The organism is Janthinobacterium lyxosi, assembly GCF_051380665.1.
Taxonomy (GTDB): domain Bacteria; phylum Pseudomonadota; class Gammaproteobacteria; order Burkholderiales; family Burkholderiaceae_D; genus Janthinobacterium.
This window is the reverse complement of sequence record NZ_JBNYXM010000009.1, coordinates 157,827-178,128: the sequence shown is the minus strand read 5'-3', so window position 1 is coordinate 178,128 and position 20,302 is coordinate 157,827. Positions and strand designations below refer to the sequence as shown.

19 protein-coding genes are annotated in these 20,302 nt (G+C 61.5%); 11 read left to right on the top strand and 8 right to left on the bottom strand.

The genetic code is table 11. The features are described from left to right. Positions 1-109 precede the first annotated feature (109 nt). From ACQ4WP_RS11960 to ACQ4WP_RS11950, 3 genes are all read left to right on the top strand, one after another. The gene (locus ACQ4WP_RS11960; protein WP_436520809.1) at positions 110-544 is read left to right on the top strand and encodes an Sbal_3080 family lipoprotein; all 435 of its coding nucleotides are present in this window, start codon (positions 110-112) and stop codon (positions 542-544) included. A gap of 61 nt (positions 545-605) precedes the next feature. Beyond that, on the top strand, positions 606-1,379 hold the full coding sequence (locus ACQ4WP_RS11955) for a 5'-3' exonuclease (protein ID WP_436520807.1): 774 nt from the start codon (positions 606-608) through the stop codon (positions 1,377-1,379). A gap of 51 nt (positions 1,380-1,430) precedes the next feature. Further along, positions 1,431-1,841 (top strand): response regulator, encoded by a 411-nt coding sequence (locus ACQ4WP_RS11950; protein ID WP_436520958.1) that lies wholly within the window; start codon positions 1,431-1,433, stop codon positions 1,839-1,841. Between the two features lie 4 nt (positions 1,842-1,845). On the opposite strand, the gene mnmA is transcribed toward ACQ4WP_RS11950, so the two are convergent. Together mnmA and ACQ4WP_RS11940 are read right to left on the bottom strand one after the other, a co-directional pair. Then, a complete protein-coding gene (gene mnmA / locus ACQ4WP_RS11945; protein WP_436520805.1) occupies positions 1,846-2,961 on the bottom strand; it encodes a tRNA 2-thiouridine(34) synthase MnmA in 1,116 nt (371 codons plus the stop codon). 31 nt (positions 2,962-2,992) lie between these two features. Next, entirely contained in the window at positions 2,993-3,472 is a 480-nt protein-coding gene (locus ACQ4WP_RS11940; protein WP_436520803.1) for an NUDIX hydrolase, read from the bottom strand. Positions 3,473-3,885: 413 nt separating this feature from the next. Here ACQ4WP_RS11940 and ACQ4WP_RS11935 point away from each other — a divergent pair, with 413 nt between their 5' ends. The 3 genes from ACQ4WP_RS11935 to ACQ4WP_RS11925 are packed head-to-tail and all read left to right on the top strand — an operon-like array spanning position 3,886 to position 6,800. Next, positions 3,886-4,998, top strand: coding sequence for a Re/Si-specific NAD(P)(+) transhydrogenase subunit alpha (locus ACQ4WP_RS11935; RefSeq protein WP_436520801.1), 1,113 nt, complete (start codon positions 3,886-3,888; stop codon positions 4,996-4,998). 24 nt (positions 4,999-5,022) lie between these two features. Continuing rightward, a complete protein-coding gene (locus ACQ4WP_RS11930; RefSeq protein ID WP_034778841.1) occupies positions 5,023-5,337 on the top strand; it encodes an NAD(P) transhydrogenase subunit alpha part 2 in 315 nt (104 codons plus the stop codon). Between the two features lie 8 nt (positions 5,338-5,345). Continuing rightward, the gene (locus ACQ4WP_RS11925; protein WP_436520956.1) at positions 5,346-6,800 is read left to right on the top strand and encodes an NAD(P)(+) transhydrogenase (Re/Si-specific) subunit beta; all 1,455 of its coding nucleotides are present in this window, start codon (positions 5,346-5,348) and stop codon (positions 6,798-6,800) included. 45 nt (positions 6,801-6,845) lie between these two features. Here ACQ4WP_RS11925 and ACQ4WP_RS11920 read toward each other — a convergent pair whose 3' ends face one another. The 5 genes from ACQ4WP_RS11920 to ACQ4WP_RS11900 form a co-directional block, all read right to left on the bottom strand. Next, positions 6,846-7,799, bottom strand: a complete 954-nt coding sequence (locus tag ACQ4WP_RS11920) for a GGDEF domain-containing protein (RefSeq protein WP_436520799.1) — start codon at positions 7,797-7,799, stop codon at positions 6,846-6,848. A gap of 110 nt (positions 7,800-7,909) precedes the next feature. Further along, positions 7,910-9,052, bottom strand: a complete 1,143-nt coding sequence (locus ACQ4WP_RS11915; RefSeq protein WP_436520797.1) for a UbiH/UbiF/VisC/COQ6 family ubiquinone biosynthesis hydroxylase — start codon at positions 9,050-9,052, stop codon at positions 7,910-7,912. 9 nt (positions 9,053-9,061) lie between these two features. Continuing rightward, positions 9,062-10,384 (bottom strand): Xaa-Pro aminopeptidase, encoded by a 1,323-nt coding sequence (pepP, locus tag ACQ4WP_RS11910; RefSeq protein WP_436520954.1) that lies wholly within the window; start codon positions 10,382-10,384, stop codon positions 9,062-9,064. Then, positions 10,384-11,103: an N-acetylmuramate alpha-1-phosphate uridylyltransferase MurU gene (murU, locus tag ACQ4WP_RS11905; RefSeq protein ID WP_436520795.1), complete on the bottom strand. Its 720-nt coding sequence runs from the start codon at positions 11,101-11,103 to the stop codon at positions 10,384-10,386. The genes pepP and murU overlap by 1 nt, the downstream gene beginning before the upstream one ends. Before the next feature lie 74 nt (positions 11,104-11,177). Then, on the bottom strand, positions 11,178-12,245 hold the full coding sequence (locus ACQ4WP_RS11900) for an aminoglycoside phosphotransferase family protein (RefSeq protein WP_436520793.1): 1,068 nt from the start codon (positions 12,243-12,245) through the stop codon (positions 11,178-11,180). Positions 12,246-12,344: 99 nt separating this feature from the next. Here ACQ4WP_RS11900 and ACQ4WP_RS11895 point away from each other — a divergent pair, with 99 nt between their 5' ends. The 4 genes from ACQ4WP_RS11895 (at position 12,345) to rsmA (ending at position 17,984) form a co-directional block, all read left to right on the top strand. Then, the gene (locus ACQ4WP_RS11895; RefSeq protein ID WP_436520791.1) at positions 12,345-14,588 is read left to right on the top strand and encodes an LPS-assembly protein LptD; all 2,244 of its coding nucleotides are present in this window, start codon (positions 12,345-12,347) and stop codon (positions 14,586-14,588) included. 102 nt (positions 14,589-14,690) lie between these two features. Beyond that, positions 14,691-16,085, top strand: coding sequence for a peptidylprolyl isomerase (locus ACQ4WP_RS11890; RefSeq protein ID WP_436520789.1), 1,395 nt, complete (start codon positions 14,691-14,693; stop codon positions 16,083-16,085). 19 nt (positions 16,086-16,104) lie between these two features. Continuing rightward, on the top strand, positions 16,105-17,154 hold the full coding sequence (pdxA, locus tag ACQ4WP_RS11885) for a 4-hydroxythreonine-4-phosphate dehydrogenase PdxA (protein ID WP_436520787.1): 1,050 nt from the start codon (positions 16,105-16,107) through the stop codon (positions 17,152-17,154). A gap of 50 nt (positions 17,155-17,204) precedes the next feature. Next, a complete protein-coding gene (gene rsmA / locus ACQ4WP_RS11880) occupies positions 17,205-17,984 on the top strand; it encodes a 16S rRNA (adenine(1518)-N(6)/adenine(1519)-N(6))-dimethyltransferase RsmA (RefSeq protein WP_436520785.1) in 780 nt (259 codons plus the stop codon). Between the two features lies 1 nt (position 17,985). Here the strand turns inward: rsmA and ACQ4WP_RS11875 are convergent, their stop codons facing one another. Then, positions 17,986-18,903, bottom strand: coding sequence for a LysR family transcriptional regulator (locus ACQ4WP_RS11875; protein ID WP_436520783.1), 918 nt, complete (start codon positions 18,901-18,903; stop codon positions 17,986-17,988). A 227-nt stretch (positions 18,904-19,130) separates the two neighbouring features. On the opposite strand from ACQ4WP_RS11875, the gene ACQ4WP_RS11870 reads away from it, so the two are divergent. Continuing rightward, on the top strand, positions 19,131-20,246 hold the full coding sequence (locus ACQ4WP_RS11870) for a porin (RefSeq protein ID WP_436520781.1): 1,116 nt from the start codon (positions 19,131-19,133) through the stop codon (positions 20,244-20,246). Positions 20,247-20,302 lie beyond the last annotated feature (56 nt).

The following is a 20,302-nucleotide window of genomic DNA, read 5'->3' as shown; positions in this document are numbered from 1 at the left end:
ATTACGGAAGATGGTATGTGAGGAAATTAATATTACTTTTTTGCATGATTTTGCTATAAAATATTTTCTTTCATGTAACTATCTAACCGTGCTGCAATGCGCTCCTGCCATGCTCAAAAGAATCACGCTTGTCTCCGCCCTGATGCTGCTGTTCACGGGATGCGCCATTAAACAGACAGTCAAGCCGGTGGAGCATTTTGCCAGCAAAGAAGTATGCATTCTGGATAATCCCGATGTACGGGTCGGGTTTATTACATCGTACAAGCGCGCGCTCGAAGGCAAGGGATATATCGCTCGTCAACTGCCTGCTACCGCATCGATCATCGAATGCCCCCTGACGTCCACCTACACGGCAAACTGGCGCTGGGATCTGGCGATGTACATGAACTATGCGAATATCAAGGTGTACAACAATGGCAAAGTGGTGGGCGAAGTTGTATACGACGCCAAACGCGCCGGCATGAATACGGCGAAGTTCATTGACGCGGATCAAAAGATTGGCGAGCTGGTCAATCAGCTTTTCCCGGGCGGCGCAGGGATCTGAAACTGCTTTCGGGGCGGCCCATGCGGTAAAATGCCCGATTCAACCAGTATCCACTTACCGCATGGCCAGACTCCTCGCTATCGACGGCTTGAATATCGTACGCCGCGTCTACGAAGCCAGTCCTGAACCCGATTCCGACCTGAAGGCGGAGATCGCGCTGCGCCATGCGCTGTCGTCGTTCCGCACTCTCATCAACGACCACGAGCCGACCCACATCCTGCCGGCCTTCGATTTTGGCGGCCCCACCTGGCGCCACGCCCTGTATGCCGGCTACCGCGAAGGGCGCCAGCCCATGCCGCAGGTGCTGCGCGACGCCTTGCCCGGCTTTTACGCCACCCTGGCCAGCTTCGGCATGCACGTCGTGAGCATTCCCGAGGTCGAAGCCGACGACGTGATCGGCACGGCCGTCATGCGCTGGCTGCACGAGGGACGCGGCGCGGCCGTCATCGCCACCACCGACAAGGATTTGCATGGCCTGATCGCCCACGGCGCGCTGGTATGGGATCACTTCAAGGGGATCTGGCACGACCGCGCCTGGGTCGAGAAAAAGTTCGGCGTGCCGCCGGAACTGCTGCCCGACCTGCTGGCGCTGATGGGCGATGTCACCGACAGCATCCCCGGCGTGTCGAAGATCGGCTTGAAGACGGGCGCGAAACTGTTGCGCGGCTACGGCAATATCGACGCCGTGATGGCCGGCGCGGGAATTTTGCCCGGTGCGCTGGGTGAAAGCCTGCGAAAAGAGCGGGAAATACTGTATCTTTCAAGAAAGCTCGTCGAACTCAAAACCGACGTCAGGCTTGGGGTCACCTGGAATATGCTGACCTGGGAAAAGTAGAGACGCTTCAGGCAGTTACTCGCAATAATCAAGCAAGGAATGTGAATCATGATGTTAAAGGCAGTTCTGATCGATAGCAGCGCCGTGGCGCGCGGCCTGCTGAACACGGTCCTGTTGGATGGCGGCTACGATGTCTGCGGCCAGACGCATACCAGCGCGCTGGGGCTGGCGCTGCTGGTCAAGCACCACCCGCACTTCGTCTGCATCGCGCGCGAACAAGTGGAAGATGGCAGCAACGTGGTGCAAACCATCCGCGCCCAGTATCCCAAGACGCTCATTTTCATGATCTCGGGCGGCATCGACGCCGCTTCGCTGCAAGCGGCTCACGCCATGGGCGTGTCGGGTTTCATCGTCAAGCCTTTCATGGCCGACACGGTGCTGAAAACCGTGCGCAACACGGTGATTGCCATGGTGCGCAAGCAACAGCAGGCGCTGGCCGCCGCTGCGCAGGGCACTACCTAGGGAATCAGGCCAGGCCCGTTGAGCTGGCGATAATCCCGCCACCGAGGCAGACATCGCCGTCATACAGCACGGCCGACTGGCCCGGCGTGACGGCCCATTGCGCCTGGTCAAACGCCAGGCTGAAGTGTTCATTTCCATCCGGCAGCAGTTGGCAAGCCACGTCGGCCTGGCGGTAGCGCGTCTTGGCGGACAGGGCGCCCGCTTGCGGTGCCGTACCGGCAACCCAGCTGGCCTGGTCGGCCGTCAGGGCGGGCGACAGCAGCCACGGATGGTCATGGCCCTGCACCACCCACAGGGTGTTGTTGACGATATCCTTGCGCGCCACATACCAGGCGTCGCTGCTGCCATCGGCATTCTGGTACGACTTTACGCCGCCGATGCCGATGCCCTTGCGCTGGCCCAAGGTATAAAAACTCAGGCCCACGTGTTCGCCCACCGTCTTGCCGTCGGCCGTCTTCATGGGACCCGGCTTGTAGGACAGGTAGCGGTTCAAAAATTCGCGGAACGGGCGCTCGCCGATAAAACAGATGCCCGTCGAATCCTTCTTCTGTGCGTTCGGCAGGGCCAGTTGCTCGGCGATCTGGCGCACTTGCGTCTTCGGGATTTCACCGAGCGGAAACAGGGTTTTCGACAACTGCGCCTGGTTCAATCGGTGCAGGAAGTAGCTTTGATCCTTGCTGGCGTCGACGGCTTTCAGCAGTTCATAACGGCCAGCATCGGTGGGCGCCTGGCGCACGCGCGCGTAGTGGCCGGTGGCGATCAGGTCGGCGCCCAGGGTCATGGCGTGGTCGAGGAAAGCCTTGAACTTGATTTCGGCGTTGCACAGCACGTCCGGGTTCGGCGTGCGGCCGGCCTGGTATTCGCGCAAAAAATCGGCGAACACGCGGTCCTTGTATTCGGAGGCGAAATTGACGGCTTCGATATCGACGCCGATGACGTCGGCCACGCTGGCCGCGTCGATCCAGTCCTGGCGCGTGGAGCAGTATTGCGAATCGTCGTCATCTTCCCAGTTTTTCATGAACAGGCCGATGACTTCATAGCCTTGTTCCTTCAGCATCCATGCCGCGACCGAGGAATCGACCCCGCCCGACATGCCGATAACGACTTTCTTCTTGCTCATCTTGCCTTCCAGTGTACTTTAGATAATGTTGCTATGCGCTGTTAAAAACGGACGCATGCGTGTGCAGCAGGGCCAGCGGCGCGCGCCGGCCAGCCAGGTATTCGTCCACGCACTGCAGCACCAGCGGGCTGCGGTGGCGTTCCTGGCATGCCGCCAGCTCGTCGCGCGTCATCCACAGGGTGCGGATGATGCCTTCGTCCAGCGGGCGGTCATGCTCGGCGCCGGCCGTGCCGCAAAAGGTGAAGCGCAAATAGGTCACGTCCTCGCCCGTGCGCAGTGACTGGTAGCGCGACATGTACATGCCGACCAGTGCCGTGGGGACGAAATCGTAGGCCGCTTCTTCCAGGGTTTCGCGGATCACCGCCTGTTCCAGCGACTCGAACGGGTCGAGATGACCGGCCGGCTGATTCAGCTTGATGCCTTCGCTGGTCTCTTCTTCAATCAGTAAAAACAGGCCGTCGCGCTCGACGATGGCGGCAACGGTGACAGAGGGTTTCCAGATTCTCGGCATGATTCCATCCTTGAAAGAGCCGACATTTTATCTTGTTCTGCGCGCGCGGTTTGAACCAGGCCTTCTGTTGCGCGGACATATTGATAAATGACAACGTTTTAGCAAATAGCGGTGGGAGGTACTTACGTCTTTCCCGGGGAGCGCACTAGCATGGGGGGCTTAGTCGGCAAGATGGCAGGAAACGCCCGCTAATATAGGCTTTCCCTGTGGTCAAAACAAGCGCGCATGCAGGCTCGACTGTGGTGAGATTGACACACATTTTCCACAATATGGTCGCCGTGCCGCATGGTGAAACGAATCGGGGGATGCTGGTGAAATTAGTGTCGCACAACTAAAAGTTGCTGGTTCACAAACGTTTAACGCGCTGCTTTCCGTGTTAGATTCTAGTCAGTTTATCAATTAGCGGAGGCATCATGAGGATAGGCATACCGGCCGAAACACGGCCTGGTGAAACGCGGGTGGCAGCCACGCCCGAGACAGTCAAGAAGCTGGCAGCCAAGCATCAAGTCGTCGTGCAGGCGGGAGCGGGCTTGCAAGCGTCGATTCCCGACGATGCGTATGCCGCCGCCGGCGCGCAGATCGGCACCGCCCAGGAAGCCTACGGTTGCGCCATCGTGCTCAAGGTGCGCGCCCCCGATGCCGGTGAACGGGCCTTGATGGCCAGCGGCACGGTGCTGATCGGCATGCTCAACCCGTTTGACGCGGACAATATCGCCGCCATGGCCACGGCCGGCCTGTCCGCCTTTGCGCTCGAAGCCGTGCCGCGTATCACGCGCGCGCAGTCGATGGACGTGCTGTCGTCGCAGGCGAATATCGCCGGCTACAAGGCGGTGCTGGTGGCGGCCAATACGTATCAGCGCTTCATGCCCATGCTGATGACGGCGGCCGGCACCGTCAAGGCAGCCCGCGTGCTGATCATGGGCGTGGGCGTGGCCGGCCTGCAGGCGATCGCCACGGCCAAGCGCCTGGGCGCCGTCATCGAGGCGTCCGACGTGCGCCCGCCCGTCAAGGAGCAGGTGGAATCCTTGGGCGCCAAGTTCCTCGACGTGCCTTTCCTGACCGATGAAGAAAAGGAAATCGCCAAGGGCTCGGGCGGCTACGCGCGCGCCATGCCGGCCGACTGGATGCGCCGCCAGGCCGAACTGGTGCATGAACGGGCGAAACTGGCCGACATTATCATCACCACCGCCCTGATTCCCGGCCGCGCCGCGCCCGTGCTGATCTCCGAAGAAACGGTGAAAGCCATGAAACCGGGCTCCGTCATCGTCGACCTGGCCGTGGAACAGGGCGGCAACTGCCCCCTGTCCGAGCTGGGCAAGACGGTCGTCAAGCACGGCGTGTACATCGTGGGCGAACCGAACCTGGCGACCCTGGTGGCGGCCGATGCCTCGGCCCTGTATGCGCGCAACGTGCTGGACTTTTTAAAGCTCATCATCGACAAGGACGATCAGTTGCTGATCGACCGCGAGGATGAAATCATCAAGGCCAGCCTGGTGTGTGCAGGCAGTGAAATCTTACGTAAATAATACGGCGCCGGAGAGAACAACATCATGGAAATCAGTCACACCATCATTAACCTGATCATCTTCGTGCTGGCCATTTATGTCGGCTACCACGTCGTCTGGACCGTCACGCCGGCGCTGCACACGCCGCTGATGGCCGTTACCAATGCCATTTCCGCCATCATCATCGTCGGTGCCATGCTGGCGGCCGGCCTGACGCAGGGCCCGCTGGCGCAGGCGGCCGGAACCCTGGCCGTGGCGCTGGCCGCCGTCAACGTGTTTGGCGGCTTCCTCGTCACGCAGCGCATGCTCGAGATGTTCCGTAAAAAAGAACCGAAGGCCAAGCAAGGAGCAAAAGAATGAGTCACGCCATGAGCTTCGTCACCATGAACCTGGTGACGATGATGTACCTGATCGCCTCGGTGTGCTTCATCCAGGCCTTGAAAGGCTTGTCGTCGCCCTCGACGGCGCGCCGTGGCAATGCCTTTGGCATGAGCGGCATGGCGATTGCCGCCGTTACCACCGTGGCGCTGATCCTGAAACTGAAGGAGCAGCAAACGGGCGGCATGGGCCTGACCCTCGTCATCATCGGCATCGTCACGGGCGGCGCCATCGGTGCTTACCTGGCAAAAACCGTGGAAATGACGAAGATGCCGGAACTGGTGGCGGCCATGCACTCGCTGATCGGCCTGGCGGCCGTGTGCATCGCCGTGGCGGCCGTGTCCGAGCCATGGGCCTTCAATATCTCCCAGCAGGGCCAGGCGTTGCCTATCGGCAACCGCTTCGAACTGTTCATCGGCACCTTTGTCGGCGCCATCACGTTCTCCGGTTCGGTGATCGCCTTCGGCAAACTGTCGGGCAAATACAAGTTCCGCCTGTTCCAGGGCGCGCCCGTCAGCTTCAAGGGCCAGCACATGCTCAACCTGGTGCTGGCGCTGGTGATGGTCGCGCTGGGCCTGGTGTTCTGCTTCGCCGACGGGGTAGAGCCGGCCTGGACGCCGTTCATCGTCATGGCTGTCATCGCCTTTGCGCTGGGCGTGCTGATCATTATCCCGATTGGCGGCGCGGACATGCCGGTGGTGGTGTCGATGCTCAACAGTTACTCGGGCTGGGCCGCGGCCGGCATCGGTTTTTCGCTGAATAACTCGATGCTGATCATCGCCGGTTCGCTCGTTGGGTCCTCGGGCGCGATCCTGTCGTACATCATGTGCAAGGCGATGAACCGCTCGTTCTTCAACGTCATTCTCGGTGGCTTCGGCGGCGCCGCGCCAGCGGCCGGCGTGGCTGGCGCGCAGGAGCAGCGCCCCGTGAAATCGGGTTCGGCCGATGATGCCGCCTTCATCATGGGCAATGCGGAAACCGTCATCATCGTGCCCGGCTACGGCCTGGCCGTGGCGCGCGCGCAGCATTCGCTCAAGGAGCTGGTGGAAAGACTCACCGAGAAGGGCGTCACCGTCAAATATGCGATCCACCCCGTGGCGGGGCGCATGCCGGGCCACATGAACGTGCTGCTGGCCGAAGCCGAAGTGCCGTACGACCAGGTCTTCGAGATGGAAGACATCAACGGTGAATTCGGCCAGACGGACGTGGTGCTGGTGCTGGGCGCGAACGACGTGGTCAATCCGGCGGCGAAAGACCCGGCATCGCCGATCGCCGGCATGCCGATTCTGGAGGCCTACAAGGCCAAGAGCATCATCGTCAACAAGCGCTCGATGGCTTCCGGCTATGCGGGCCTGGACAATGAACTGTTCTACCAGCCGAACACGATGATGGTGTTTGGCGACGCCAAGAAGGTGATCGAGGATATGCTCAAAGCTGTCGAGTAAAGTCTCTCGCTGCTGGAGGAGCGGCCCGCCTTGCGCGGGCCGTTTTTATTGGTCGGCCGCTGCCGCGACGACCTGGTTGCGCCCCTGATGCTTGGCGACATACAGGGCCTTGTCGGCATCCGACATGGCCGCGTCCAGGCTGGCGCCGGTCATCAATGGGGCCACGCCGATGCTGATGGTCACCTGCAACTGGCGGCCATCGGGCAAGGGGGTGATGGCGGCGGCCACCGCTGCGCGGATGCGTTCGGCCACCTGGTGCGCCTGCTGCAGGCTGGCGTCGGGGAACAGCAGGCCGAATTCTTCGCCGCCGAGACGCGCTGCCACGTCGGTGATGCGTCCCGTGTCGCGCAGCGCCTGCGCCACCGTGCGCAGCACGGCGTCGCCCACCGCATGGCCATAGCGGTCGTTGATCTTCTTGAAATGGTCGAGGTCGGCCACGCCCACGGTCAGGGCGGCGCCGCTGCGCGCCGCGCGCGCCATGGCTTGCTCGGCCTGGGCTTCATAGGCGCGCCGGTTTGGCAGCGACGTCAGCGCATCGTGCAGCGCCTGCTGTTCCAGTTGCGCCAGCAGACTGGCGTTTTTTGCCGCCAGTTCGCGCCGTTCGCGCACGTCGAGCAAGAAGGCGCCGAAATAGCGCATGCCGTCGACCACACCCAGGTCCAGCGCCTTCATTTCGATGGGGATCATCTGCGTGTCGCGGTGGCGGATGGCGAATTCGCGTATCTTGCCCAGCACGCTGGAGGTGCGCGAGCTGCGGATGTAATTGATCACGTGATTGTCGTGCTGCGCGCCGACGGCATCGGGCAACAGGCCGTTCAGGGTCTGGCCCAGCAATTCCCCGCTGGCATAGCCCGACAGCGCCTGCATGGCGCCATTGATATAGCGGATGCGGCACTGCTCGTCGATGATGATGACGGCGTCGAGGGCATCTTCCAGCAGGCGGGAAAAAAGTACTGCGGGAAGAGCGGCAGGCGGTGCTGCGGGCAAAGCATCTGTCATGGAACGGTCGCCGAAAGCCAGGTGACAGCCATTGTCGCATCCGCGGGCGATTTACTCCATGCCGGATATGCTCCCTGTTTCTTTTTCGCCCGTGCCTGCCTGCATCGGGCTTAGCGGCGGCCGTACATCATCAATTCCGCCAGGCTTTTGCGCGCCGGGCGGAAGGCGTCCAGCAGACCCAGCGACAGGCCCAGCAAGCCTTGCGTGGGAGCGCTACCCGTGAAAATGCGCGCCATGGTGTCGGTGACGCGCACGGTCAGCCCCCGGTCTGCCTGGCGCAGGCTGGCGTAGCGTTCCAGCGCTGCGGGGCTGCAGTCCTGCGCCAGTACGCGGGCCAGCACGGCGGCATCGCGCAAACCCAGGTTCAGGCCTTGCCCTGCCACCGGGTGCAGGGTTTGCGCCGCATTGCCGATGGCGACCGTGCGCGCCGTGCCGCCCGCCTGTGCGTTCAGGCCCAGCGGATAGGCCAGGCGCGCCGTCGTGTGGGTAAAACGTCCCAGGCGGCTGCCGAAGGCGGCGCCCAGGCGCGCCAGGAAGGCTGCGTCGTCCAGGGCCAGCAACTGTTCGGCGCGCATCGGCGGCACGCACCACACCAGCGCGTAGCCGTCGTCCTGCGGCAGCAGGGCCAGCGGGCCTTCGTCGGTGAAGCGCTCATACGCGCGATGGGCGATGGGGGTGCTGCTGCGCACATGGGCAATGATGGCGCTTTGAGCATAATCGCGGCTGACGGCACGCTCTGGCTGCTGGCCGAACAGGCCGCCCTCGGCCTGCACCAGCAGGCTGGCGCGCAAGCTCGACGCGGCGCCGGCCTGTTCGATCTGCACGCTGACGCCATCGGCGTCCTCCGCACTGCCGGTGACCAGCGCCGGGCGCAAGCTGGCCACGCCCAGGCGCTCGCACACGTCGGCCAGCGCGCTGACGACGGCGCCGTAACGCGCCACATAGCCGAGCGCCTCGACGCCATGTTCGCTGCGGTCCATCAGGCTGCGCCCGAAGTGGCCGCGGCGCGAGACGTGAATCTGATGAATTGGTGTCGCTGCCACGGGCCAGGCGCCCGCTTCCTCGAGAATCTGGCGGCTGCCGTGCGACAGGGCGATGGTGCGCGGGTCGCGCCTGGCTTGTTCTATGGATTTGGCGTCGAGCAGGGCGATGCCGGCGGCACGTGTGCCCCGCTGCACCAGCAGGGCGGCCAGCGCCATGCCGACGGGGCCGGCGCCACAGATGGCGAGATCGAAAGTGGACGGTGTATGCATGCGGCGGCGTTAATCCTGTGACATCAGTTGTTCGATTTCAGCGACGCTTTTGGGCGCCGTGCTGAAGACTTCATGGCCTTGCGGCGTGACCAGCACATCGTCTTCGATGCGGATGCCGGTATGCCAGAACTGCTCCGGCACGCCCGCGCCGGGGCGCACATAAATGCCCGGTTCCACCGTCAGCACCATGCCCGGTGCCAAAGCGCGCCATGGCTTGCCGGGTACGGCGGTGTCGCGGTAGGCGCCCACGTCGTGCACGTCCATGCCCAGCCAGTGGCTGGTGCCGTGCATGTAGAAGGGCATATACGCCTTGTCGGCGATGACGTCCTGCACGCTGCCGCTTTTTTGCCGCTCCAGCAAGTTCAAATCCAGCATGCCCTGCGCCAGCACCTGCACGGCCGCCTCGTGGATGGCGCTGTGCGGCAAGCCGGGGCGCACCATGTCCAGCGCCGCCTGCTGCGCCGCCAGCACCAGTTCATACAGCGCCCGCTGCGGGCCGCTGAAGCGGCCGTTGACGGGCCAGGTGCGTGTAATGTCGGAGGCGTAGCCATCGAGTTCGCAGCCGGCGTCGATCAGCACCAGCTGGCCGTCTTGCAGGGCGGCGTTGTTGGCGCTGTAATGCAGGATGCAGGCGTTGTCGCCACTGGCCACGATGGAGGAATACGCGGGAAACTGCGCACCGCTGCGGCGAAATTCGTACAGCAGTTCCGCTTCCAGCGCGTATTCGTGCATGCCGGGCCGCGTGGCGCGCATGGCGCGCACGTGGGCCGCGCTGGAAATGGCGGCCGCACGGCGCATCAGGTCTTGTTCTTGCGGGTCTTTCAGCAGGCGCATGGCGTCGAGCATGCCGTTGATGTCGTGCGCGCTCGCGGGGGCCGTGACGCCGCTGCGGGCCTTTTGCCGCACATTGTGCAGCCAGACCTTCACTTGCGCATCGAGGCTGCCGCCCAGCGCATAGTAAATGGCGGGGACATCGGCCAGCAGGCGCGTCATTTCCACGTCAAGTTCCTCGATGGGGAAGGCGCTGTCAAAGCCGAACGTGGCGCGCGCCGCCTCGGGGCCATGGCGGAAACCGTCCCAGATTTCGCGCTCCGTGTTCTTGGCGCGGCAAAACAGGATGGCGCGCGCGGGCGCCGTGGCGCTGGCGGCCACCAGGGCCACGGCGCTGTCGGGTTCCGTGAAACCACTGAGGTAGTAAAAATAGCTGTCGTGGCGATACGGATAATCGCAATCGCTGTTGCGCGGCACTTCGGGCGCCGTGGCGAGGATGGCCACGCTGCCCGGCAGCATCTGCGCCAGCAGCGCCGCGCGCCGTGCCGCGTAATTGGCCATCATGTTGTGCTGGCCTTGGCTGTCACGCCATTGAGCGCGTCGAGCTGCGCCGGCGTGCCTACATTCGTCCACTCGCCCGGATAGACTTCGCCGCCCACGCGGCCCTGGTCTGCGTACTGGCGCAGTAAATCGCCCAGTTTGGCGTGGCTGCCGGGCGCGATGCCGTCGAACATCTCGGGACGGTACACGCCGATATTGGCGAAAGTCCACTTGGTTTCGTCCGTATTGTTGATCGCGAACAAGGTCAGGCCGAAGTCGCCTTTTGGATGGAATTCGGGATTGGGCGCCAGGTAAGCCCAGGCGATGTCGCGCTGGTCGGCCGGATACGGCGTGCCCAGCACGTCCTTGTCGGCCAGCACGTCGAGTACCTGCCTGAAGTCGAAATACGGGCAATAGATGTCGCCGGAAATGGCGAGAAATGGTTCCTCGCCCAGCAAGTGGCGTGCCTGGGCGATGCCGCCCGCCGTTTCCAGCGGCGTGGTCTCGGGCGAATACGCGATGCGCGCGCCATACGCGCTGCCATCGCCCAGGGTTTCCTCGATCTGCTGGCCCAGGTGGGAATGGTTGATGACGATGTCCGTGATGCCGGCGCGCACCAGGTTCAGCACATGCCAGACGATCAGTGGACGGCCGCGCACTTTCAGCAGCGGTTTGGGACAGGTATCGGTAAGCGGACGCATCCGTTCACCGCGGCCTGCGGCAAAGATCATGGCTTTCATGGTGGAACTCGTTTTCTGTGCAATAAGTGAAAGGCGGGGCCATGGCCCCGCTGCGGACGGGTCAGGTGCGCTGATTAAAAGGTATAGCCGACTTGCGGCGTTTTATTTTCCAGCGCATCGAGCAGACGCACCAGCGGCTTGAGTTCTGTATAGCGGTTGGCCGTCTTGCGCACATAGTCGAGCACGGTTGACAGGTCGCCCATGTACAGATCCTTGCCATCGCGGTAATTCAGGCGCGCGAACAGGCCGAGAATTTTCAGGTGGCGCTGCAGGGCCGTGAATTCGAAATCGCGGTAGAAGGCGTCGATGTCGGGATTGACTGGCAAGCCCAGTTGCTTGGCGCGCTGCCAGTAGCGGATCACCCAGTCGAGCACCAGTTCTTCATCCCATTGAATATACGCGTCGCGCAGCAGCGAAGCGATGTCGTAGGTGACGGGACCGAAGACGGCGTCCTGGAAGTCGAGGATGCCGGGATTCGGAATCGAACCATCGTTGATGTGCATCAAATTGCGCGAATGGTAGTCACGGTGCATGAAAACTTGCTGCTGCGATAAGATATTCGCCGTGATGGCTTCGAAGACCTTGTCCAGCTGGGTTTGTTGCACATCCGTCAAGGTGGCACCCAGATGCTTGCCAATAAACCATTCCGGGAACAGATTCATTTCGCGCAGGATGAAGGCGCGGTCGAATTCGGGTAGCACGTCGGGCTGGCTGGCCAGCTGGATTTTCATCAGCGATTCGAGCGCTTCGGCGTACAGCACACTGGCGTTGTCGTGGTTCAGGGCGTCAAGATACGTGGTCGTGCCCAGGTCGGAGAGCAGCAGGAAGCCGTTGTCCAGGTCCTGCGCGATGATCTCGGGCACGGACACGCCCGCGCCTTTCAGCAAGCCGGCCACCTTGACAAAGGCGGGCACGTTTTCGCGCTCAGGCGGCGCATCCATGGCAATCAGTGTACTCCCTGGCAATGTTGTATTGCCTGGCAGCATATCGAGACGGTAGTAGCGGCGGAAGCTGGCATCGCTGGAAGCGGGGCGGGCGGAATCGGGCGCGACGAGGTTAAGCGAGGTCAACCAGGCTTTCAACAGGGGCAGGCGAGCGTCGGCCGGGGCCGGCGCGGTGGAGGAATTGGAAGAGAATGACATTAAGCGGCCTGTGGAATCGGGTTGATGATGCAGATTCCCATATAATAAGGGATTCAAATTAAAAAATCGCCTCTCAATGGTGCTTGCCCCTTCCAATTCATGAGCTGGTTTTCGGCCTCCCCCCCTTCGCAGCGCTGGGCTTTCGCCATCAGCGCGCTCGTTGCCGCCACGACGGTGCCTGTCCACGCCCAGAAAGCACCGCGTCCGGTTCATGTGGAAGATCCCGACGCGCCCACCGTCATGACGGCAAACAGCATGAACGGACGGCCCGAAAGGAAGATCAATCTCGATCAAAATGTCGTGATTGAGCGCGGGAAAACCACAAAAATGACGGCCGATACAGCTTGTTACAAACAAGTTGAAGATCAGTTCGACGCCGAGGGCCATATCAAGATGTGGCGTTTCGGCGATTACTACACGGGTGACGTCTTGAAGCTGAACATGGAAACCGGCAAGGGTTTCCTGCTCAACCCGACGTATCGCTTCGAAGTGGGCGGCGGCCGGGGCAAGGCCGAGCGCGTCGACTTCATCAACCCCGACGAAGCCACTGTCATCGACGGCACGTACAGTACCTGCGAAGGACCGAATCCGGACTGGTACCTGAAATCGAGTACCTTGAACCTCGATACGGGCCGCGACGTGGGCACCGGTAGCAAGACCATCATCTATTTCAAGGACGTGCCGATCCTGGGCACGCCGGGCATCTCGTTTTCGCTGTCGGGCGCGCGCCGCTCGGGCTGGCTGGCGCCCACGCCGGGCTTTGCCTCAAAGAACGGTTTCGAGCTGCTGATGCCGTATTACGTGAACATCGCGCCGAACCGCGACTTGACACTGTTCCCGCGCTACATACAGCGGCGCGGCATCCAGCTCGGTGCGACGGGTCGCTACATGGGCGAGACGGATGCCGGCCTGTACCAGGGCGAAACGTCGTTTGAGTTCTTGCCTAACGACAAGCAGACCAAGACCAACCGCTACATGATCAAGTCCAAGCACGAGCAGGCGCTGGCCAAGGACTGGAGTTACAGCTGGGATCTGCGCGAGGCGTCCGACAATAATTACCCGAACGATTTTTCGAAAACCGTCGCCACCGCCACCGAGCGCCAGTTGCTGCGCGAATTGCGCACCGATTACCGCACCGAGGACTGGAGTCTGACGGCGCGCGTGCAGAATTACCAGGTGCTGCAGGATCCCGATCCCACGGTGACAGTACCGCGCCCGTATGACCGCTTGCCGGCGGTGAACTTCCACGCTGGCAAATACGACGTCTGGGGCGGCTTCGACTGGACCTTCGACGCGGAAGCGACGCGCTTCGCCCACCCGACCGAGGTGCAAGGGTCGCGCCTCGTGGCCGTGCCGCAGGTGAGTTTCCCCATTGTGCGTCCTGGCTACTTCGTCACGCCCAAGCTGACGCTCAATGCCAGCGCGTATCAGCTTGATAACGACGCCAGGACCAAGGCGCAGTTTCCGGATACCTCGTTTACGCGCGCCGTGCCGACTTTCTCGGTCGACAGCGGCCTGGTGTTTGAACGCGACACGAATCTGTTTGGCGCCAAGGGCGGCACGCAAACCCTGGAGCCGCGCCTGTTCTATGTCTACACGCCGTACCGCGACCAGTCGCAGTTTCCGAAATTCGATACGGCCGCCGGCACGTTCAACCTGACACAGATCTTCACGGAAAACCGTTTTGTCGGCAGCGACCGCATCGGCGATGCCAACCAGGTCACGGCCGCCCTGGTATCGCGTTTCCTGCAGTCCGATGGCACGGAACGCATGCGCCTGACCTTCGGCCAGCGTTTCTACTTTGCCGACCAGCGCGTGCAACTCGATTCGAGCACGCCTGTCAACCAGTCGCGTTCGGATATCCTGCTGGCAGCAACGGGCCGCGTGTCCGAGACTTGGACCGTCGACAGCCTGGTGCAGTACAATCCCAGCGACCGCCAGCTGATGAACTACAACTACACCTTGCAATATCAGCCCGGTGCCAAGAAAGTATTGAATTTTGGCAATCGTTTCCAGCGTGGAGATGCTGGTTGGCGCAATGTTGAAGTGTCGACCCAATGGCCGTTGACGGACCGCCTGTATGGCGTGGGACGCATCAGTTACTCCGTGAAGGATCGCAGCATGCTGGAAAGCCTGGTCGGCCTGGAATACAAAGGCGACTGCTGGGTGTTCCGCATGGGGGCGCAGCGTTTCGTGACGACGAACAAGACTGTCTCGACACCGATTTTCTTCCAGCTGGAATTGACTGGGCTGTCGAATGGCCTGGGGCTGGGCGCGAATGGGCTGGAAACATTTACCAAAACCATCCCTGGCTACCAGGCACTGAGCCAGCCACTCCGTTAAGATAGGCACCGTTGCCGCCGCCGGTGTTCCCGGCGCTGGCACAACCGGTTTTTTTATTCACCTGAACTCATGAGCGCTCTACACATTATGCGTAATGCCAGTATGCACCAACTCAAAATTGCAACGGTTTTGTTGTGCGCCATTTCCGGCGCCACGACCAGTAGTGTCTGGGCGCAACAGGCTGCGCCAGCGCCTGCGGCCAAGCCCGCTGCCGCTGCACCCGCACCGGTCAAGGGCTTCACGCCGCCGGCCTCGAGCAGTGGCCAGACCATCGACTCCATCGCCGTCGTCGTCAATGACGATGTGATTACGCGCAATGAAGTGGCGGCCCGCATCAAGAGCGTGGAGCAGCGCATGAAGGCGCAGAACGTGCCTTTGCCCGATCCTGCCGACCTGCGTCGTCAATTGCTGGAGCGCATGATTGTTGAACGCGCACAGATGCAGCTGGCCAAGGAAATGGGCGTGCGCGTGGATGACCTGACCCTGGACCGCGCGATTGGCCGTATTGCTGAACAGCAAAAAATGACGGTGCAAGAGCTGCGCAACCAGATGGAAAAAGAAGGCACGCCGTTTGCGACCTTCCGCGAAGAAATCCGCGATGAAATCATCATGCAGCGCCTGCGCGAGCATGAAGTCGACGCCAAGATCCAGATTTCCGATTCCGAAGTGGATAACTTCCTGGAAGCGGAAAAAGCGGCGGCCAGCGAGCAAGTCGAGCTGAACCTGGCGCAGATTCTCGTGCGCATTCCGGAAAACTCCAGCCCTGAACAGATCGCCGCACGCCGCGCGCGCGCCGAAGAAGTCAGCCGCCAGCTGCGCACGGGCGCTGATTTCGCCAAGATGGCTGCCACCTATTCCGACGCCAGCGATGCACTGAGCGGCGGCGATATCGGCTGGCGCCATAGCGACCGTTTGCCGCCCCTGTTCACGGAACAGTTGGTGAAATTGAAGCCGGGCCAGATCACGCCCATCATCAAGAGCAACACCGGTTTCCACATCCTGAAGCTGGTGGACCGCCGCAGCGCGGCCGAAGCGCAAGCCGTCGCTGCTGTGCAGCAAACGCATGCCCGCCATATCTTGCTGAAAATTACGCCGACCTTGTCGGCGGCCGAAGCCAAGCGCAAATTGTCGGAATTAAAAGAGCGTCTCGATAACAAGGCCGCCAAGTTCGAAGACCTGGCCCGTTTGTTCTCGAACGACGGTTCGGCGGCCAAGGGCGGCGACCTGGGCTGGCTGTATCCGGGCGACACCGTACCGGAATTTGAAACGGCGATGAATGCGCTGAAACCGGGCGAAGTGAGCGAGCCGATCGAATCGAGCTTTGGCTTCCACCTGATCGAAGTGCTGGAACGCAAGAGCGACGACGTCTCGAAAGAGAAGCAGCGCAGCGCCGCGCGCAACGCCTTGCGCGAACGCAAGCTGGAAGAAGCGACGGAAAACTGGGCGCGCGAAGTACGCGACCGTGCCTACGTCGAATTCCGCGCGGACGACCAGTAATGCTGCCGACTATTTGTGCATGAGTAACTTGCCTGTATCACGCCGCCCGGCCATCGCCATTACCTGTGGCGAACCGGCCGGTGTCGGCCCGGAAATTTCGATCCGCGCCGCCTGGGCCATGCGGCATGAAGTCAACTGCATCCTGCTGGGCGACGCCGCCTTCCTGGCGCTGACGGCCAGCCTGATCGACCCGGACATCCGCCTGGCGGCGCTATCGCTGCAAGCCGTGCGCAACAGCGGCCTGCCCCAGTTCGGCCCCGGCCGCCTGGCCGTGATCGATATTCCGACTGTCAATAATGTCATTCCTGGCGTACTCGACAAGGAAAACGGGCGCTCCGTGCTCGCTACCCTGGACGCGGCCGTGGAAGGTGTCCAGGCCGGCTGGTTTGGCGCCATGGTCACGGCGCCCTTGCAAAAGAGCACGATCAACGACGCCGGCGTGGCCTTTTCCGGCCATACGGAATACCTGGCAGAAAAAACCAATACACCGCAGGTGGTGATGATGCTGGCCGGCGAACCCGGCCAAGGCGAACCGACCCTGCGCGTGGCGCTGGCCACCACGCACTTGCCATTGAAGGACGTGTCCGCTGCCATCAGCATGGACAGTCTGGCCGTCACCCTGGATATTCTCCAGCTTGATTTGCAACAGAAATTCGGCATCGCCGCGCCGCGCATCCTGGTGACCGGCCTGAACCCGCATGCGGGCGAGGGCGGCTACCTGGGGCGCGAGGAAATCGATGTCATCACCCCGGCGATCGCCGCGGCGCAAGCGCGCGGCATCGATGCGCGCGGGCCGTACCCGGCCGACACCTTGTTCCAGCACAAGTATCTGGCCGACGCCGATTGCGTGCTGGCCATGTACCACGACCAGGGATTGCCCGTGCTGAAGTATGCCACCTTCGGGCGCGGCATCAATATCACCTTGGGCTTGCCGCTGATACGCACCTCGGTCGACCACGGCACGGCGCTGGACCTGGCCGCGCAAGGGCTGGGGCTGGCCGATTGCCACAGCATGGAGCAGGCCCTGCAAACGGCGCTCGACATGCTGCGCGCCAGCAGCCGCGCCTGATACCCACCGGTTTTACCCCGCTACACCGCCTCTAGAATAGAAAACAGAATATGAAACACGTTGCCCGCAAACGCTTTGGCCAGAACTTCCTGCATGACCGCTTCGTCCTGGACGACATCACGGCCGCCATCGCGCCGCAGGCGGACGATGCCATGGTCGAGATCGGCCCCGGCCTGGGCGCCATGACGGAGCAGTTGCTGCGCCACCTGAAGCAGATGCATGTGGTTGAACTGGACCGCGACCTGATCGTGCGCCTGGAAAAGACTTTCAATCCTGCCAAATTGACAATCCACTCGGGCGACGCGCTGAAGTTTGATTTTGCGCAAATTCCCGTGCCGGCCGGCCAGAAGTTGCGCATCGTGGGCAACTTGCCGTACAACATTTCGAGCCCCCTGCTGTTCCACCTGGCGGACTTCGCGCCACTGGTGAAAGACCAGCATTTCATGCTGCAAAAGGAAGTCGTCGAACGCATGGTGGCCGAGCCGGGCAGCAAAGCGTATGGCCGCCTGTCCGTGATGCTGCAATGGCGCTATACCATGTCGCTGCTGTTCATCGTGCCGCCGACGGCGTTTGATCCGCCGCCGAAAGTGGAATCGGCCATCGTGCGCATGATCCCCGTGGCCGAGCGCCTGGCCTGCGACCAGGCTACCCTGGAAGCGGTGGTCATGAAGGCCTTCTCGCAGCGCCGCAAGGTGATTCGCAACTGCCTGGCCGGCATGTTTACCGAAGAGCAGATCAAGGCGGCCGGCATCGACCCGACCAAGCGGCCGGAAACCGTGGGCCTGGAGCAGTATGTTGCCTTGTCGAACTTGTTGAAGGCCCCGGCTTAACTTAAAACCATTGGTCGACCTGCTGCAGATCCTGTCTCAGGGCTGAAAAGCAGTCGTCCACATGGTGGTTGCGGCTGATTTCATTGCGCCGCATCAAGGCGATCTTGCGCTTGCAGGTGGGCTGGCGCAGCGGTGCCACGTGCAGATCCTCGTCGTTGAGGAAAGTCGTGTACAGGCTGGGCATGATGCCCACTGCGATGCCGGCGCGCACCACGCCATACAGTGACTCGCTGTGTATCATCTGGTACAGGCTCGACGGGCTCAAGCCATGCTGGCGCAGCGCGCTCGAGGCGAACTCCCAGATGCTGCCCTTGGTAAACACGACGATTTCCTGCCCCGCCAGTTGCTCCCAGCGCACTTCTTTCAGCGGCGCCAGCGCATGGCGTCCGGCCGTCACCAGCACCAGCTCGTCTTCGAACAGGCCCACGCTTTCCAGCGACACGGAACCTGGCACTTCGATGCCCACGCAAAAGTCCAGCTGGCCTGAATGCAGGGCGTGCAGCAAGCCATCGTTGGGCATGTCGGACAGGACGATTTCCACTTCATCGCCATGTTGCTCGCTGTAGCGCGCCACCACGACGGCCGTCATCGCCATGGCCGACGGGATCGCGCCGATGCGGATGCGGTGCCGGCCGCTGCCGATGGCGCGCTGGATATCGGCAAAGGTATTGCTTGCCGTATTCAATAAATGCGTGGCGTAATCGAGCGCCAGCTTGCCTTCGCGCGTCAATTCCAGCTGGTGGGTTGTGCGGTTAAACAACTTTTTCCCCAGCTGATTTTCCAGCAGCTTGATCGACGCGCTGAGCGCCGGCTGGGTCACGCACAATTCCTGTGCAGCCTTGCTGAAGCTGTTTACCCGGGCTAAGGTGGAAAACGCTTGTAAATGTCGTAAGGAAATCTTCTTGCTCAGTTCATGCATGGACGTTGCTTATTAGAAAAAGTAATGGATTTATAAAAATAAACAAATTTTCTTATCCCGCAATTTACCATATTCTGGACTGGTCTTTACTTGCCTTGAAAGCAATAATATTCAGGAGAAGAGCCTGGAATGCGGCGTCGCCAGTCGCGGCTGCGCGCCATGCAAGGGACGCATCAATAAAATAATTCCAAAAAAACTCAGGGTTTATTCTTTTTAGGGTGGCGGCGATGAACAAATGGATGACGGGAACGATGGTAGTGGGTGGCTTGCTGGCGGCGCAGGGCGCCGCGCAGGCGCAAAGCAGCGTGCAAGTGTATGGCTTGCTGTCGGCCGGTATCGGCTATGTGTCAGATGAAGGTAACGGCAGCCGCACGCATGCGCTGAGCGGCACGAATCAGAATCCCCGCATCGGTTTCCGCGGCCAGGAAGACTTGGGCGACGGCACCAAGGCCATCTTCGTGCTGGAAAACGGTTTTAACGTCATGACGGGCACGGCCGCGCAAAGCGGCCGCCTGTTCGGCCGCCAGTCGTACGTGGGTTTGTCCAGCAATGACAAGGGCACCCTGACCCTGGGCCGCCAGTATGAAGCCGTGAAGGACCTGCTGGGTCCGGTGGTCATCGCCAGTAACGGCGTGCATATCGGCGATAATGACAATGGCTACAACAACTTGCGCGTGCAAAATGCCGTCAAGTACGTCAGCCCGAACATCAGCAATCTGTCATTCACGGGCTTGTACGGTTTCAGCGAGAATCCGCAAGACTCCAACCGCAACCGCGTCTACAGCATGGGTGCCGGCTACAAAGTCGATGCCTTCAGCTGGGCCGTCGCCTATACCAAGATGGACCACCCGAACAGCCCGGACGCGCCGAATGGCGCCATCGGCAACGACTACAACAGTTCCTTGTTGATCTTCAACAAAAGCGCCGTCAAGGGCGCTGGCGTGAACAGCCAGGCCATTGCCGGCACGGGAGGCTTTTATAATGTGGGCAGGACCAAGTTTGGTGCGCTGTACACCAACGTGCGCTACCACTATCTGGATCAAAGCAGTCTGACCTTGCAAAACGTGGATCTGAACGTGAACCACAAGCTGACGGAAGCGCTGAACCTGGGCGCGTCGTATTTCTTTACTATCGGAAAATATGACGTGATCAACAAGACGCCGAAATGGCATCAGGTCAACTTCCAGGCCGATTACTTCCTGTCCAAGCGCACCGATGTCGCCATCACCTGGAGCTACCAGAAAGCGGCCGGCGATGCGACGTTCGCCCGCGTGTTCGGCTTTGGCGCCTCGGGCGGCAAGACGCAAAGCGTGCTGATCGTCGGCATGCGACATTATTTCTGAGTCTGATTCATCTTTACAGGCGCTGTCCTGCAGCGCCGCCCCCTGAAAGGAAGCAT

What these genes read in the sequence shown, in the direction of transcription:
- ACQ4WP_RS11960 (WP_436520809.1), top strand. Translation starts at nt 110, where the DNA reads ATGCTCAAAAGAATCACGCTTGTCTCCGCCCTGATGCTGCTGTTCACG.
- ACQ4WP_RS11955 (WP_436520807.1), top strand. Translation starts at nt 606, where the DNA reads ATGGCCAGACTCCTCGCTATCGACGGCTTGAATATCGTACGCCGCGTC.
- ACQ4WP_RS11950 (WP_436520958.1), top strand. Translation starts at nt 1,431, where the DNA reads ATGTTAAAGGCAGTTCTGATCGATAGCAGCGCCGTGGCGCGCGGCCTG.
- mnmA (WP_436520805.1), bottom strand. Translation starts at nt 2,961, where the DNA reads ATGAGCAAGAAGAAAGTCGTTATCGGCATGTCGGGCGGGGTCGATTCC.
- ACQ4WP_RS11940 (WP_436520803.1), bottom strand. Translation starts at nt 3,472, where the DNA reads ATGCCGAGAATCTGGAAACCCTCTGTCACCGTTGCCGCCATCGTCGAG.
- ACQ4WP_RS11935 (WP_436520801.1), top strand. Translation starts at nt 3,886, where the DNA reads ATGAGGATAGGCATACCGGCCGAAACACGGCCTGGTGAAACGCGGGTG.
- ACQ4WP_RS11930 (WP_034778841.1), top strand. Translation starts at nt 5,023, where the DNA reads ATGGAAATCAGTCACACCATCATTAACCTGATCATCTTCGTGCTGGCC.
- ACQ4WP_RS11925 (WP_436520956.1), top strand. Translation starts at nt 5,346, where the DNA reads ATGAGCTTCGTCACCATGAACCTGGTGACGATGATGTACCTGATCGCC.
- ACQ4WP_RS11920 (WP_436520799.1), bottom strand. Translation starts at nt 7,799, where the DNA reads ATGACAGATGCTTTGCCCGCAGCACCGCCTGCCGCTCTTCCCGCAGTA.
- ACQ4WP_RS11915 (WP_436520797.1), bottom strand. Translation starts at nt 9,052, where the DNA reads ATGCATACACCGTCCACTTTCGATCTCGCCATCTGTGGCGCCGGCCCC.
- pepP (WP_436520954.1), bottom strand. Translation starts at nt 10,384, where the DNA reads ATGGCCAATTACGCGGCACGGCGCGCGGCGCTGCTGGCGCAGATGCTG.
- murU (WP_436520795.1), bottom strand. Translation starts at nt 11,103, where the DNA reads ATGAAAGCCATGATCTTTGCCGCAGGCCGCGGTGAACGGATGCGTCCG.
- ACQ4WP_RS11900 (WP_436520793.1), bottom strand. Translation starts at nt 12,245, where the DNA reads ATGTCATTCTCTTCCAATTCCTCCACCGCGCCGGCCCCGGCCGACGCT.
- ACQ4WP_RS11895 (WP_436520791.1), top strand. Translation starts at nt 12,345, where the DNA reads ATGAGCTGGTTTTCGGCCTCCCCCCCTTCGCAGCGCTGGGCTTTCGCC.
- ACQ4WP_RS11890 (WP_436520789.1), top strand. Translation starts at nt 14,691, where the DNA reads ATGCACCAACTCAAAATTGCAACGGTTTTGTTGTGCGCCATTTCCGGC.
- pdxA (WP_436520787.1), top strand. Translation starts at nt 16,105, where the DNA reads ATGAGTAACTTGCCTGTATCACGCCGCCCGGCCATCGCCATTACCTGT.
- rsmA (WP_436520785.1), top strand. Translation starts at nt 17,205, where the DNA reads ATGAAACACGTTGCCCGCAAACGCTTTGGCCAGAACTTCCTGCATGAC.
- ACQ4WP_RS11875 (WP_436520783.1), bottom strand. Translation starts at nt 18,903, where the DNA reads ATGCATGAACTGAGCAAGAAGATTTCCTTACGACATTTACAAGCGTTT.
- ACQ4WP_RS11870 (WP_436520781.1), top strand. Translation starts at nt 19,131, where the DNA reads ATGAACAAATGGATGACGGGAACGATGGTAGTGGGTGGCTTGCTGGCG.